Annotated in this window: 12 protein-coding genes; 2 read left to right on the top strand and 10 right to left on the bottom strand. The window is 60.3% G+C overall.

Features of this window, described 5'->3' with window-relative positions; translation table 11 throughout:
• Nucleotides 1-75: 75 nt before the first annotated feature.
• The 4 genes from ACMWKK_RS16330 to hpaG are packed head-to-tail and all read right to left on the bottom strand — an operon-like array spanning nucleotide 76 to nucleotide 4,059.
• On the bottom strand, nucleotides 76-456 hold the full coding sequence (locus tag ACMWKK_RS16330) for a 5-carboxymethyl-2-hydroxymuconate Delta-isomerase (RefSeq protein WP_045327536.1): 381 nt from the start codon (nucleotides 454-456) through the stop codon (nucleotides 76-78).
• Between the two features lie 8 nt (nucleotides 457-464).
• A complete protein-coding gene (hpaD, locus tag ACMWKK_RS16325; RefSeq protein ID WP_112781598.1) occupies nucleotides 465-1,316 on the bottom strand; it encodes a 3,4-dihydroxyphenylacetate 2,3-dioxygenase in 852 nt (283 codons plus the stop codon).
• Between the two features lie 2 nt (nucleotides 1,317-1,318).
• The gene (gene hpaE, locus ACMWKK_RS16320; RefSeq protein WP_112781599.1) at nucleotides 1,319-2,785 is read right to left on the bottom strand and encodes a 5-carboxymethyl-2-hydroxymuconate semialdehyde dehydrogenase; all 1,467 of its coding nucleotides are present in this window, start codon (nucleotides 2,783-2,785) and stop codon (nucleotides 1,319-1,321) included.
• Nucleotides 2,782-4,059, bottom strand: coding sequence for a 4-hydroxyphenylacetate degradation bifunctional isomerase/decarboxylase (gene hpaG / locus ACMWKK_RS16315; protein WP_112781600.1), 1,278 nt, complete (start codon nucleotides 4,057-4,059; stop codon nucleotides 2,782-2,784). Before hpaG ends, hpaE begins: the two co-directional genes overlap by 4 nt.
• A gap of 270 nt (nucleotides 4,060-4,329) precedes the next feature.
• On the opposite strand from hpaG, the gene hpaR reads away from it, so the two are divergent.
• Both hpaR and tsr read left to right on the top strand, forming a co-directional pair.
• The gene (gene hpaR, locus ACMWKK_RS16310; protein ID WP_045327540.1) at nucleotides 4,330-4,770 is read left to right on the top strand and encodes a homoprotocatechuate degradation operon regulator HpaR; all 441 of its coding nucleotides are present in this window, start codon (nucleotides 4,330-4,332) and stop codon (nucleotides 4,768-4,770) included.
• An 83-nt stretch (nucleotides 4,771-4,853) separates the two neighbouring features.
• Nucleotides 4,854-6,518: a methyl-accepting chemotaxis protein gene (tsr, locus tag ACMWKK_RS16305; RefSeq protein WP_112781637.1), complete on the top strand. Its 1,665-nt coding sequence runs from the start codon at nucleotides 4,854-4,856 to the stop codon at nucleotides 6,516-6,518.
• A 416-nt stretch (nucleotides 6,519-6,934) separates the two neighbouring features.
• On the opposite strand, the gene ACMWKK_RS16300 is transcribed toward tsr, so the two are convergent.
• From ACMWKK_RS16300 to ACMWKK_RS16275, 6 genes are all read right to left on the bottom strand, one after another.
• Nucleotides 6,935-7,441 carry a GNAT family N-acetyltransferase gene (locus tag ACMWKK_RS16300; protein WP_112781601.1) on the bottom strand — a complete coding sequence of 169 codons (507 nt, stop codon included), beginning with the start codon at nucleotides 7,439-7,441 and terminating at the stop codon, nucleotides 6,935-6,937.
• Nucleotides 7,442-7,470: 29 nt separating this feature from the next.
• Nucleotides 7,471-7,944 carry a hypothetical protein gene (locus ACMWKK_RS16295; protein WP_045327541.1) on the bottom strand — a complete coding sequence of 158 codons (474 nt, stop codon included), beginning with the start codon at nucleotides 7,942-7,944 and terminating at the stop codon, nucleotides 7,471-7,473.
• A gap of 1 nt (nucleotide 7,945) precedes the next feature.
• Nucleotides 7,946-8,686 (bottom strand): winged helix-turn-helix domain-containing protein, encoded by a 741-nt coding sequence (locus tag ACMWKK_RS16290; protein WP_112781602.1) that lies wholly within the window; start codon nucleotides 8,684-8,686, stop codon nucleotides 7,946-7,948.
• 127 nt (nucleotides 8,687-8,813) lie between these two features.
• Nucleotides 8,814-9,770, bottom strand: coding sequence for a spore coat U domain-containing protein (locus tag ACMWKK_RS16285; protein WP_112781603.1), 957 nt, complete (start codon nucleotides 9,768-9,770; stop codon nucleotides 8,814-8,816).
• Complete coding sequence (locus tag ACMWKK_RS16280; RefSeq protein ID WP_406542866.1) at nucleotides 9,761-12,052, bottom strand: fimbria/pilus outer membrane usher protein; 2,292 nt, start codon at nucleotides 12,050-12,052, stop codon at nucleotides 9,761-9,763. Before ACMWKK_RS16280 ends, ACMWKK_RS16285 begins: the two co-directional genes overlap by 10 nt.
• Entirely contained in the window at nucleotides 11,973-12,749 is a 777-nt protein-coding gene (locus tag ACMWKK_RS16275) for a molecular chaperone (RefSeq protein WP_112781605.1), read from the bottom strand. The genes ACMWKK_RS16280 and ACMWKK_RS16275 overlap by 80 nt, the downstream gene beginning before the upstream one ends.

The following is a 12,749-nucleotide window of genomic DNA, read 5'->3' as shown; positions in this document are numbered from 1 at the left end:
GCGCTTTGCTTACCCGGCCTGCGTTCGGGGCCGTTGTAGGCCCGGTAAGCGCAGCGCCACCGGGCAAGCAGACGACTACGTAAACAACGCGTGCACGTTGTTTTGTTTGTAATTGAGCGTCGGGTGCAGTTCGTCGAGCTCAAACGACAGCGCCAGATAACGGGCGGCCATGAGGTCGGCAAAATGCGCTTTGATAAGCCCAAAAAGCATCTCACCCACGGCTTGCCGGCTCTCCAGGCTGCGCCCGGCACCAATCTTCAGCGTCATATGCACGAAGGCGTAATCGTGCCTGCCGTCCGCCATCTGCCAGGTGTCCAGCCAGTGGGCGCGGCTGCGGATACCGCCGATCGGGAAGATGCCGGTCGCGGCCAGCGCTTCGTTCACTTTGGCGAACAGCCCCGGCAGGTCGGCCTGCTCGCGGATGTTGTCGGTACATTCAGCAATAAAGTGCGGCATGGTGGCTCCTAAGCGGGCAGCGGGAAAACGGCGTTGACCTGGCCGGTGCCGGAGCTGGCGAACAGCTCGGTGAGAAACTCCACCTTGCCGTCGTATTTGTCCCAGCCGAGCATGCCCAGCAGCATCACCGTGTCGTGCATGTTGCCCTCGCCGTAGCAGTAGTCAGCGTATTCCGGCAGCATGCTGCAAAACTCTTTGAACTGGCCCTCGCGCCACAGCTTCACCACCCGCTCGTCCATCTGGCGGTCAAACTCGCGGGTGTAGCTGTTCATTCCTTCCTCGGCGCGCTGGTCGTCAATAAAGCGGTGCGACAGCGAGCCGCTGGCGAGCACCGCCACGGTACCGTCGTATTTTTCGATGGCGCTGACGATGGCCTCGCCCAGCCTGCGGCTGTCGGCGAAGTCGTGAACCGTGCAGAACGCCGAGATGGAGACCACCTTGAAGCGTTTATCCGCATTCATGTAGCGCATCGGCACCAGCGTGCCGTACTCCAGCTTCAGGCTCGGAATGTTGTGCGCCTTGGCGCGCACGCCACGCTTCACCGCCTCGTCGGCGATCAGCTGGCCGAGCGCCGGGTTGCCGTCGTAGTCGTAGGTCATGTCGCGGATAAAGTGCGGCAGCTCGTTGCTGGTGTAGACGCCCGAAAAATGGTCCGCACAGTTGATGTGGTAGGCGCTGTTCACCAGCCAGTGGGTGTCGAACACGATGATGGTGTCGACGCCCAGCTCCCGGCAGCGCTTGCTGATTTCTTTATGCCCGTCGATGGCCGACTGGCGGCAGCCGTGGTTTTTCCCCGGCAGCTCGGAGAGATACATCGACGGCACGTGGGTGATTTTTGCCGCTAACGCTAATGTACCCATGGTCAGATCCCCCACTTTGGAATCGGATGGTCGCCCATGGAGATGCAGACGTTCTTCATCTCCGCGAACACCTCGAAGCTGTACTCACCGCCCTCGCGGCCGGTGCCGGAGGCCTTCACGCCGCCAAACGGCTGGCGCAGGTCGCGCACGTTCTGGGTATTCACGAACACCATGCCCGCTTCGATATTGCGCGCCAGGCGCAGCACCTTGCTGACGTCCTGGGTCCAGATGTACGACGCCAGGCCGTACTCCACGTCGTTCGCCAGGCGAAGCCCTTCCGCTTCGTCCTTGAACGGCAGCAGGCAGGCCACCGGCCCGAAGATCTCCTCCTGCGCCACGCGCATGCGGTTATCGACGTCCGCCAGCACGGTCGGGCGCAGGAAGTTGCCGCCGCGAAGGTGCGCAGGCAGGTCGGCTGGTTTGTCCGGGCCGCCCGCCAGCAGGGTCGCGCCTTCCTCGATGCCGAGGCGAATATAGCCGGAGACTTTCTCCCAGTGCTGTTGGCTAATCAGCGCGCCAACCTGGGTGTTCGGATCGGTCGGGTCGCCCACGCGCAGGCGGCTGGCGCGCTCGGCAAAGCGCTTCACGAATTCCGGGTAGATGCTCTGCTGGATGAAGATGCGCGAGCCCGCTGTGCAGCGCTCGCCGTTGATGGAGAAGATGGTGAACAGAGCGGCGTCCAGCGCGCGCTCAATGTCGGCATCCTCAAAAATCAGCACCGGCGATTTGCCGCCCAGCTCCATGGAGTACTTCTTCAGCCCGGCGTTTTTCATGATGTTGCGCCCGGTGGCGGTGCCGCCGGTAAACGACACGGCGCGCACGTCGTGATGACGCACCAGCGCGTCGCCTGCCGTGGCGCCGTAGCCCTGAACGACGTTCAGCACGCCCGCCGGAATACCCGCTTCGAGGGCCAGCTCGCCCAGGCGGTCGGCGGTCAGCGGCGAGAGTTCAGACATCTTCAGCACCGCGGTGTTGCCGAGCGCCAGGCACGGGGCGACCTTCCAGGTGGCGGTCATGAACGGCACGTTCCACGGCGACACCAGCGCGCAGACGCCCACCGGCTGCACCAGGGTGTAGTTCAGCATCTTGTCGTCGACCGGGTAGGTTTTGCCGTTCATCTGCTGGCACACCTCGGCGAAAAATTCGAAGTTGTGTGAGGCGCGCGGGATGAGCACGTTTTTGGTCTGGTGGATCGGCAGGCCGGTGTCGGCGGTCTCCATGGCGGCGATCTCCGGGACGTTCTGGTCGATCAGATCGCCCAGACGGCGCATCAGGCGCGCGCGCTCCTTCATCGGCAGGTTGGCCCATTTCGGGAATGCCTCTTTCGCGGCGGCGACGGCCTGGTGAATTTCCGCTTCCCCGCCGGAAGCGACTTCGGCCAGCACCTCGCCGGAGGCCGGGTTGGTGGTGTGGAAGTACTCGCTTCCGGCGACGTTTTTACCGTTGATCCAGTGGTTAATCTTTTTCATTTTGCCGTCTCCTCACTCACAATTCGGTTCGCCAGGCGTCCTACGCCTTCCACTTCCACCACCACTTCATCCCCCGGCACCACGTCGGAAAGCCCTTTCGGCGTGCCGGTGGCAATCATGTCGCCCGGCTGCAGGGTCATAAAATCGCTCAGGTAGGCAATCAGGAACGGAATGCTGAAGATCAGATCCGCCGTGGTGCCAAGCTGTCGCATCTCGCCGTTGACGAAGGTGCGCAGGGTCAGGTTGTGCGGGTCGGGAATAGCCTCTTTTGGCACGATGTTTGGGCTGATGGGGGTCAGCCCGTCGCGGCTTTTCACCCGCAGGTTCGGGCGGTAGTAGTTTTCAAGGTAGTCGCGGATGGCGTAGTCGTTGCAGACCGTGTAGCCCGCAACATAGTCCATCGCCTCGGCTTCGCTCACCTTACGGGCGGTTTTGCCGATGACTACCACCAGCTCCGCTTCGTAGTGCATGTATTCAATATTGTTCGGGCGCACCGAGGTCTGGTTGTCGCCGTTAAAGGTGTTCGGCGCTTTGATAAACACCAGCGGTTCGGTAGGCGGCTTAAAGTCCAGCTCGCTGGCGTGATCGGCGTAGTTCAGGCCGAGGGCAAACAGCGTGGCGTGCGGCGGCGTGCGGTGAGCGGGAATGACGTCGCGTTCATCCACCACCGGGTTTTCCAGCGGCGGAAAGCCTTCCGCCAGAATACGCACGCGATCGCCTGGGCGGATCTCAACCCGGCTGTGCGGGGTGCCGAGCAGGATCGCATCGCCGGGATTGAGGGTGGCGAACTCGCTCAGGACGCTCAGCAGCTCGGCGGCGTTGCGCTGAAGATCGGCCGTGTTCCAGTGGTCCGCTTCGCGACCGTTAATTTCGGTGATGAGGGTCAGGTTATCCACGTTCTCAACGTTGACCAGCTCGCCGAGCGGGCAGAAGCCGTCCCGGCATTTGGCCTTGATCGCCGGGCGGTAGAAGCTCTCTTCCGGCAGGCTCACCTCGTTGGCGAGCGCATACCCGGCGATGTACGCCGCCGCGTCCTCCACGCGCACCCTGCTGGCGGTTTTGCCCACCACCAGCGCTACCGTCGCACCGCTCAGCACCGTTTCCCCCTGCGGGAACGGAATGGGTTCGCCTGCGCGGATCACGGTGTTATGCGGTTTGATGAACCATACCGCCGTTTTCGGCGGCGTGCTGTAGGGGGCTTTTTCAAACGCCTCGCGCCAGGCTTCCCGCTGGCTTTGATGGTTGAGGGCGACGGCAAAAACGGTACCTTTCATTCACATACTCCTCAGGCCGGATGTCCGGTTTGGATTTCATTAATATGTTAATGATCTGGTTTTATGCTTTTGCTGTTTATTTCGCAATCAGAAGTGAAACATTTGTGATATGAATAACAATAAATTTACATTCTGTTTTATATTGCTATTAAAATCATGTTGTTAATGAGTTTGGTGGGTTTCTGTTAGACTTTTTGATGAAAAACGTGTTGTTTATAAAAGCATCTCTTATGGATTGTTTACTTGTTAATGATGTGAAGGGGAGAAGCCATGCATGATTCATTAACCATCGCGCTGCTGCAGGCGCGGGAAGCGGCGATGTCCTACTTCCGCCCGATCGTGAAGCGCCATAACCTGACCGAACAGCAGTGGCGCATCGTGCGCGTGCTGGCTGAACATCCGTCGATGGATTTTCACGATCTGGCGTTTCGCACCTGTATTTTGCGTCCCAGCCTGACCGGCATTCTGACGCGCATGGAGCGCGACGGCCTGGTGCTGCGCTTAAAGCCGGTAAACGACCAGCGCAAGCTGTACGTGTCGCTGACCAAAGAGGGGAATGCGCTGTATGAACACGCGCAGGCGCAGGTTGAAGAGGCGTATCAGCAGATTGAGGCGGAATACACGCCGGAGAAGATGAAACAGCTGACGGCGCTGCTGGAAGAGTTTATTGAACTCGGAAACCGGCATAACGCAGGACGGGAAGAAGAGTAAAAACCCCAAATTCCAGGATGATTTTCGTAAAGTTTTCCCTTTCCAGGCCGAAAATTCTGTATCTGTCTGAGGAAAGAGAAAACATGTTAAACCGTATCAAGATTGTCACCAGCTTAATGCTGGTTTTAGCGATATTTGGCCTTTTACAACTCACATCCGGTGGTCTTTTCTTTAATGCTCTGAAGAATGACAAAGAGAATTTCACCGTCCTGCAAACCATTCGCCAGCAACAGTCCACGCTGAACGGCAGTTGGGTAGCGTTGCTGCAAACCCGTAATACCCTGAACCGCGCGGGTATCCGCTACATGATGGATCAGAGCAATATCGGCAGCGGCGCGACCGTGAACGACTTGATGCAAATTGCGTCTGCGTCTCTGAAACAGGCGGAAAAAAACTGGGCTGACTATGAAGCCCTGCCGCGCGATCCGCGTCAAAGCGATGCGGATGCCATGGAGATCAAGCGTAACTATGATATCTACCACGGCGCGCTGGCGGAGCTGATTCAGCTGCTGGGCGCGGGCAAAATTAACGCCTTCTTCGACCAGCCGACCCAGAGCTACCAGGATGGTTTTGAGAAGCAATATGTGAGCTACCTGCAGCAGAACGACAAGCTGTACCAGACGGCGGTCGAAGACAGCAACAGCTCCTACAGCCAGGCTATCTGGGTGCTGATCGGCGTCCTGATTGCCGTGCTGGTGGTGATTGTGGCCGTCTGGCTGAACATCAAGCAGACGCTGATCTCCCCGCTCAATCGTCTGATCGATAATATTCGCCATATCGCCAGCGGCGACCTGGTGAAGCGCATTGAGGTTCAGGGCACCAACGAGATGGGTGAACTGGCCGACTCCCTGCGTCATATGCAGGGTGAGCTGGTGCGTACCGTTGGCGACGTGCGTAACGGCGCGAATGCGATCTACAGCGGCGCGAGCGAAATCGCGATGGGCAACAACGACCTCTCCTCCCGTACTGAACAGCAGGCCGCTTCCCTGGAAGAGACCGCTGCCAGCATGGAGCAGCTGACGGCGACCGTGAAGCAGAACGCCGAGAACGCCCGTCAGGCGAGCCATCTTGCGCTGAGCGCCTCTGAAACCGCGCAGAAGGGCGGCAAAGTGGTGGATAACGTGGTGCAGACCATGCGCGATATCGCGGGCAGTTCGCAGAAGATTGCCGACATTATCAGCGTGATCGACGGCATTGCTTTCCAGACCAACATTCTGGCACTGAACGCGGCGGTAGAAGCGGCGCGCGCGGGCGAGCAGGGCCGTGGTTTTGCGGTGGTGGCGGGTGAAGTGCGTAACCTGGCCCAGCGCAGCGCCCAGGCTGCACGCGAGATCAAGAGCCTGATTGAAGACTCCGTGGGTCGCGTGGAGGTGGGTTCAACGCTGGTCGAAAGCGCCGGTGAAACCATGGGTGAGATCGTGAATGCAGTTACCCGCGTAACGGACATCATGGGTGAAATCGCCTCTGCGTCCGACGAGCAGAGCCGCGGTATTGACCAGGTGGGTCTGGCGGTGGCCGAGATGGATCGCGTCACCCAGCAGAACGCCTCGCTGGTTGAGGAATCTGCCGCAGCGGCTGCCGCGCTGGAAGAACAGGCGAGCCGCCTGACGCAGGCCGTAGCGGTGTTCCGCATTCAGCAGGAGCAGATGAAGGCGCGCGAATTCGCTGCGGCTAAAGCGGTTTCCACGCCGGTGACGGCGCGTAAAACCGCGACGGTCGATTCAGGCGATAACTGGGAAACGTTCTAGTCCTGTGCGCGTTGTGCCGGGTGGCGGCTACGCCTTACCCGGCCTACGGTTCGTGGTTTTTGCCGGGTGGCGGCTGCGCCTTACCCGGCCTACGGTTCGTAGTTTTTTGCCGGGTGGCGGCTGCGCCTTACCCGGCCTACGGTTCGTGGTTTTTGCCGGGTGGCGGTTGCGCTTACCCGGCCAACGTTTCGTGGTTTTTGCCGGGTGGCGGCTGTGCCTTACCCGGCCTACGGTTCGTGTTTTTTGCAGGATGGCGGCTGTGCCTTACCCGGCCTACGGTTCGTGGTTTTTGCCGGGTGGCGGCTGTGCCTTACCCGGCCTACGGTTCGTGGTTTTTGCCGGATGGCGGCTGCGCCTTACCCGGCCTACGGTTCGTGGTGTTGTAGGCCCGGTAAGCGCAGCGCCACCGGGCGATATCAAAGCGGCAGACGCATGGCGCAGCGGGAATCAAACGCTAAGCCGTGCGCTGTCTCTTCTTCCCTTTTCTGACGCAGTTCAGGCGTGAGTTCAGTAACGTATTCAAACCCCAGCCGCGCATAGAACGGCGCATTCCACGGCACGTTCCGGAACGTCGTCAAGGTCAGCGACGCCAGCCCTCTTTCACGGGCATGATCAGCCGCACAGGCGATAAGCTGCCGACCAATGCCTTTTCCCTGCCAGTCCAGATCAACCGAAAGCTCCACGATAAACAGCGAAGAAGAATGCGCTTCGGCGAGGATAAACCCGACGGGGCGGCTGTCTGCCAGCGCCAGCCAGCTTAGCCCACGTTCGGCATAAGCAAGATGCTGCTCGGCGGAAATGACCTCGCCATCGGCAAGCCAGGCGAGCGTCGGGTCGTCACGAAAGCGCGCGCCCGCCGCGCGTTCAATAGCGGGCAGGGCAGTAACGTCGTCAGGGGCGGTGGAGCGAATATGAATGTGCATGGCGGCAAGTATAGCCTGAGCCGTCGACATTATTCCGAGCAGATCAGCACCGGCGAGTAAAAATTGCTGATCACCAGCGCATCATGCGGAGTGCGCTCTATCGTCAGAAGCCTTTTATTGCCCAGCGTCAGGCCCGAGACGTATTTTTCAAAGACCCCGGGCGGCATGGCGTCGTGGCTAAACCGCTCCACTTTTTGTATGACAATCTCATACAGTTCGCCCTCTACGTGCCGCCATTTAAACATCTCCTGGCGGGAGACCTCCCAGCTGCGCGGCGCATTCACCACGCTGCCGTTTAGCGTGATATACCCCGTTTTGTCGGGGTGAAAACGCATAATGATCTCGCCGTCAAAGGTGAACTCGTGGCTATCGCGCCGATCGGAAAAGGTCAGGTTTCCGTCGCAGGCCACCGACAGCGGGGGCGTGTGAAAGTACCACGCCAGCGCGGCGCCCAGCAGCAGCAGGTTGAGGATGAGGATTAGCCAAACTTTTTTGTGTCTCATTTCACCACTCGTAATAGTAAAGCGTCCGGCAGGCGCTGGCTTTACCCTGCGTGAGGGAACATTGGGAGAGCACCAGCCGCCCTTCGTGGCCGTAGAAAAGCGTTCTCTGAATGTGCATGTAGAAAATGGAGTTTTTCAGGCACGGAAGATGGCCGTCCTGCTGAATCGTCTGCGCCAGCCCAATCGCCCTCTCGTGAAACACGTCCGCCAGCGGCGTAAAGGTGTAGACCGGACACGTGCCAATATGGGTCAGCAGGTGGATCTCCTGCTGCTGGGTTGCCGGCTTGATTGCCGTTATCCAGATGCACAGCGCAACGATCGCCAGCGTGAGCGCCCCGCAGAACAGCACGTCCGGGCGAACGCGCCGAACGGATGTCGCCGTCCTGGCTGCCGGGCATGGCTCCTCCAGCGCGGTGACCGTGACCTCTGCGCTGAGCATAAAGCCCGTCTTAGGCACGGTGACGATAAACAGGACGTCGGGCAGCAGGCTTGCCAGCAGCTTTCGCAAAATGCTGATGTACTGGTTTAACGAATTGTTCGACCCCTGCAGCCCGCGGCTGTCCCAGACCTCGTGAAGAAGCGTTTCTCGTTCGACCACGTTCCCATGATGCTGCACCAGCAGCTTCATAATGGTATTGGCCGTGCAGGTGAGGATCTGCACATCCTCATCCGGTGCATTAATAAGAGAAACAGAACCGTCCTCGTCGTTGTAGACGAGGGCGTCAGCAAGCAGGTATTTCATAAGTTGTTGTAATACAGACAGAGATAACGAATAAAAGAACAGGCCTTTCGCCTGATTAAGCAGAGCTGTTGGCTATTTTAGCGTCATTGTTACCCATAACATTGATCCAGGCAGGATTTTGCGCTGTTTAATAAGTCAGCGTAACGATGACGTCATCGCTGAATTCCCCCGTGCCGCTCAGCGGCTGCGCCGGGACGTCGCCGTAGACGGTGTAACTCTGCGTGCCGCCAGCGGAGTGAGTGACCTGCATCGCGTCGCCGCTGCTTTGGTCGCCCCAGCGCTGCGTGGCCCCCGCATCCTGCCAGAGGCCGTAGCGCAGGCACTGGCCTCCCTCGTTGCATAGCTGCCGCTGGTTACCGCTGGCATGATTGCCATTTCCCATCGCCAGCGTGAATGCGGTACCGGCTGGACAGCGCGTGGTAAGGGTTGCCGTGGAGCGCGTCGGGCGCAGCGTGGCGGCGCTGGTCAGGGTGCCGAAATTAAGCGGAGTGACGTGCTCGATGTAGCATCCCTGGCTGATTTCGGCCTGCGCGCTGGTGCCGCCCTGCACCTGTTCTCCCTCTGCGGAACCGTCCGAGCAGTTTTGCAGCGCATCCTGGCGCAGGGCGCTGTGCCATGCTATCCGCAGATTCATGTTGTAGTTGTAGTAGTGGTAGGCCGGAAGCTGGCTTTGCCCTGCGGGTAGGGTGGCGATCAGCGGAAAGGTACCGCTGACGTTGGCATTGCTTTCCGCGGCCAGGGTCTGCTGAATCAGGTTCCCGCTGCCGGCAGGCCCCAGCTCCTGAGAGCGCGCAACGCCGTTAAGCAGGCGGAAGAGAAGGGTGTACTGTTTTCCCTCCTGATCCCCCGGCGAGATCATCTTAAAGGGCGGGGCGTCGATGCTGCTCAGGCAGACGTTGATGTACTCTGTCGTCCCGGGGTTATCCGCCTGGCAGCTAAATTTTACCTCGGCGTTGACGGAGGCGGCGTTGCCCGCCACGACGTTGCCAAAGTTAATGGCGGGCATGGAGGTGATCCAGCAGGCTGCCGCCATTGCCTTTATGGACAGGACGAGCAGCAATAATAACGGCGTTCTTAGCGACACGGTTGTTCTCCGATATTCTGTATAGATGACGCGGTACGCGGCGCCGGAAGCGTGACCCGGCACTCCCCCTCACCGGTTTTCACCAGCAGTTCACCCGGCAGGGGCGGGTCCTCAAGCCAGATAAACCCGTCGCGTCCCACGATGGTGGCGCCGTGAGGCGTTGAAACGATGCTGCCCAGCGGGATCGGCGCGCCGCGGCTGTCGACCAGCCTGGCCTGAACCGTCACGGCGTGGTGGACGTTGAAATCGACTTTTACCGCACTGCTGTTACCCGGTCTGGCATACATGTCGGTGACGGAGGCAATCACATCGGAAGGCAGATCCAGCGGATTGATGGTGACTTTGCTGTTGTGGTAGCGCGGCAGGTCGGTCAGCAGAAGGTATCCCTCCTCATCGGTTTCGCCTGCCGGGCGATTTTCCAGCATCACCGGCACGTGCCCGATACCGCGGGTTGAGACCAGCGCCAGGCCCTGCTCGTTGTAGCGCAGGGCGTGCAGGCTGTTATCCAGCAGCGTCAGGCTGCCTTCGGCTGAGGCATACTGATTTCTCGCGTTAGCACCTTGCTCGAGCCCAACGTGCCACTCACCGGCGTGGCCCAGATAGCCCACGTCAGCAAACCTTTCCCTTTGTTCGCCAACGCTTTGCCCCAGCTGCCATGACCAGCCGCCGGTTTGGTCGTCTGGCTGATGGCGATAGTCCATGCGCGGCGAATCCTGGTTTGCCTGGAGTGAGAGAGTGTCCTGCCGCCCCAGCGGGAGCGAGAGCAAAAGCTGAACGTTGCTCGACGCGTCCGTAAACGAGCGGGTATAGCTCAGCGTGGCGGAGAGATGTGCCGGTAACAAAACGGACCAGGAGGCGTTGAGATAGCGTTGTTTGTTGCCCTGAATGTCCTGTTCTACCCAGCCCACGCCTGGCGTGCCCAGGTGGGAGAAGGAATGGCTTAGCCAGACGCTATCGCTGCGACTGACGGGCACGGCACCGCTCATGCGGGCATTGTCGGCGAACGCGGCATCGGTGCGCACGGTGCTGGCAGAAATGCTCGTCCCGCTGCCGTTCCACTGCCAGCCGAGGCCCCACTGCGTTCCCTGACCGTAGGGGCTGTCGCTCACCGCGACGTGCTGGCTGACAATGCCGGCGTCGGGGGATATCAGCCAGTCAATCCCCGTTCCGATATTGCGCAGTTTGTGCTGCTGCTCCGTATGCAGCGCCAGCGTCAGCTGATTGTTGACCCCATACCGCCAGCCGGCGTCGAGCATCGGCGACGCGGCATAGTCGTCGGAACGCTGGGCGTAGTTTTGCCGCATCCAGCCAATATCCAGCGAGCCGCTGCTGAGCCCTTCGGCCAGCATTCCCGGCGCCCCGTACACATCGAGCTGTACGGTGCGACGCTGGCCGTTGATGTCGGTAATGACCAGCTGCGCCTGTCCGCTTCCGGTGAAGGTGGGCAGCGTATCCAGCGTAAACGCCCCCGGCGTAACGTGCTGGGTGCTCTGCCTGAGCCCGTCAATATATAGATCGACCGTTGAAGGGAGAACCGCCGTGTCGCTGTAGCGGCTGCGTGGTTCGGTATTGAGCTGGGGATCGAGTTCAAAATTTCGCGCCCAGTGCAGCCCGCCAAAGCGGACCTGACGGCTCCAGCGCGTGCCCGTAGTGATGCTGTCTCCCAGCGCCAGGGTGGTCAGCGAATCGGTGTTGTCCCACTGCCAGCGGGTTTCAAGACGCGTATGGGTGGGCCGGGCGGCGCTGTTTTCCTCTCCGGCACGGCTTGAAAAGCTGCTGCTGAGCGTCCCGGGCAGCACCCCTGACGCGGTCAGCTGGGTCTGGGCATTCAGCTGGCGTTGACCCTGCGCATCGCTGGCGTAGAGGGTATAGCCGAGCGTAAACGCGCTGATGGGCTGGGCCTCAGGATAGACGTACTGCGGGGACGATTTTTCGAGCGTCAGATGTTGCTGCCCCTCGAGCGCCTTCGCCTCGGCCGTAATCGACACCTGCTGGGCAAGCAGGTCAATCTCCACCTTCAGCCCCGGCAGGGCCGTGAGTTCCACCCATCCGCCGTGGTCATCCGGGGCGTGAAGCCCCAGTTTTTTTACGTCGCTGCGGCTTATCCACAGCGCATTGTCCACCACCCGGCAGGCCCACAGATCCCCACGCGGGGCGTGATTCACGGTGATGGCCAGCCATTGGACGGTGTCGGCGGTACCTTCAGTGCGGGCTAACAGCATCAACGGTAGCCAAAGCAGGAGCGCGAGAAGCGAGCGGGCGCAGGGGGATCTGGCTGGCATGATGGTCATCGTTGAGGTAGACGCGCAACGCGCTGAGCGTATGGCGTGATGCTTGCTTAAGTTTCACAAGAGCGGTCTGTCCGGGCAGGACATAGCCCGCCAGGCCTTTAACCGATCCCGCAACCTGCCCACTTGCCGTCAGAGCCTCAAGATGGCTCAGGCGAATATGGCTTTTTCCTGCGTTATAGCAGCGGATTGTCGCCGGGCCGTCTGCCTGTTCACAGCTCAGCGCATCGTGGCCGATGGGGGTATTCTGAGTGCCGCCAATAAACACCGGAATCGAATAGCGCAGCAGGAAGTGTACGCCGTTGGGATTGGCCGCACGGGAAACGGTGTCCGGCAGCTCGTCAATCACCAGCCGATAGCTCTGCTCCTGTTCATGAACGTCAGGCTGCATAACGATGATGCGGACCAGCTGCTGCTGGCCCGGCGCCAGCGCGGTCATCGCCGGGCTGCTGACCACCTCGTCGGTGGCGGTTAAGACATCCTGACCGTTTTTCTGGGTCCATTCGTACACCCGTATCTGCGCGTGAATGGCCGCTTTTCCACTGTTGGTGAGGGTGACCGCCGTCGCGCGCTGGCCGCTTTGCAGATCGAGCGTAACGGGCGCCACCTGCAGCGTGGCGGCCAGCGCGTAGCGTGACAGCAGCGCCAGCATCATGAGCCACAGAATGAAGCAAGGAAGATAGCGACGCAC

Origin of the sequence: Enterobacter sp. 01-M-03-SI-ECC, assembly GCF_047530215.1 — a bacterium.
Lineage (GTDB): Bacteria > Pseudomonadota > Gammaproteobacteria > Enterobacterales > Enterobacteriaceae > Enterobacter > Enterobacter chengduensis.
Note: the sequence above shows the minus strand (reverse complement) of the source record. Positions and strands in the feature narration are given on the sequence as shown.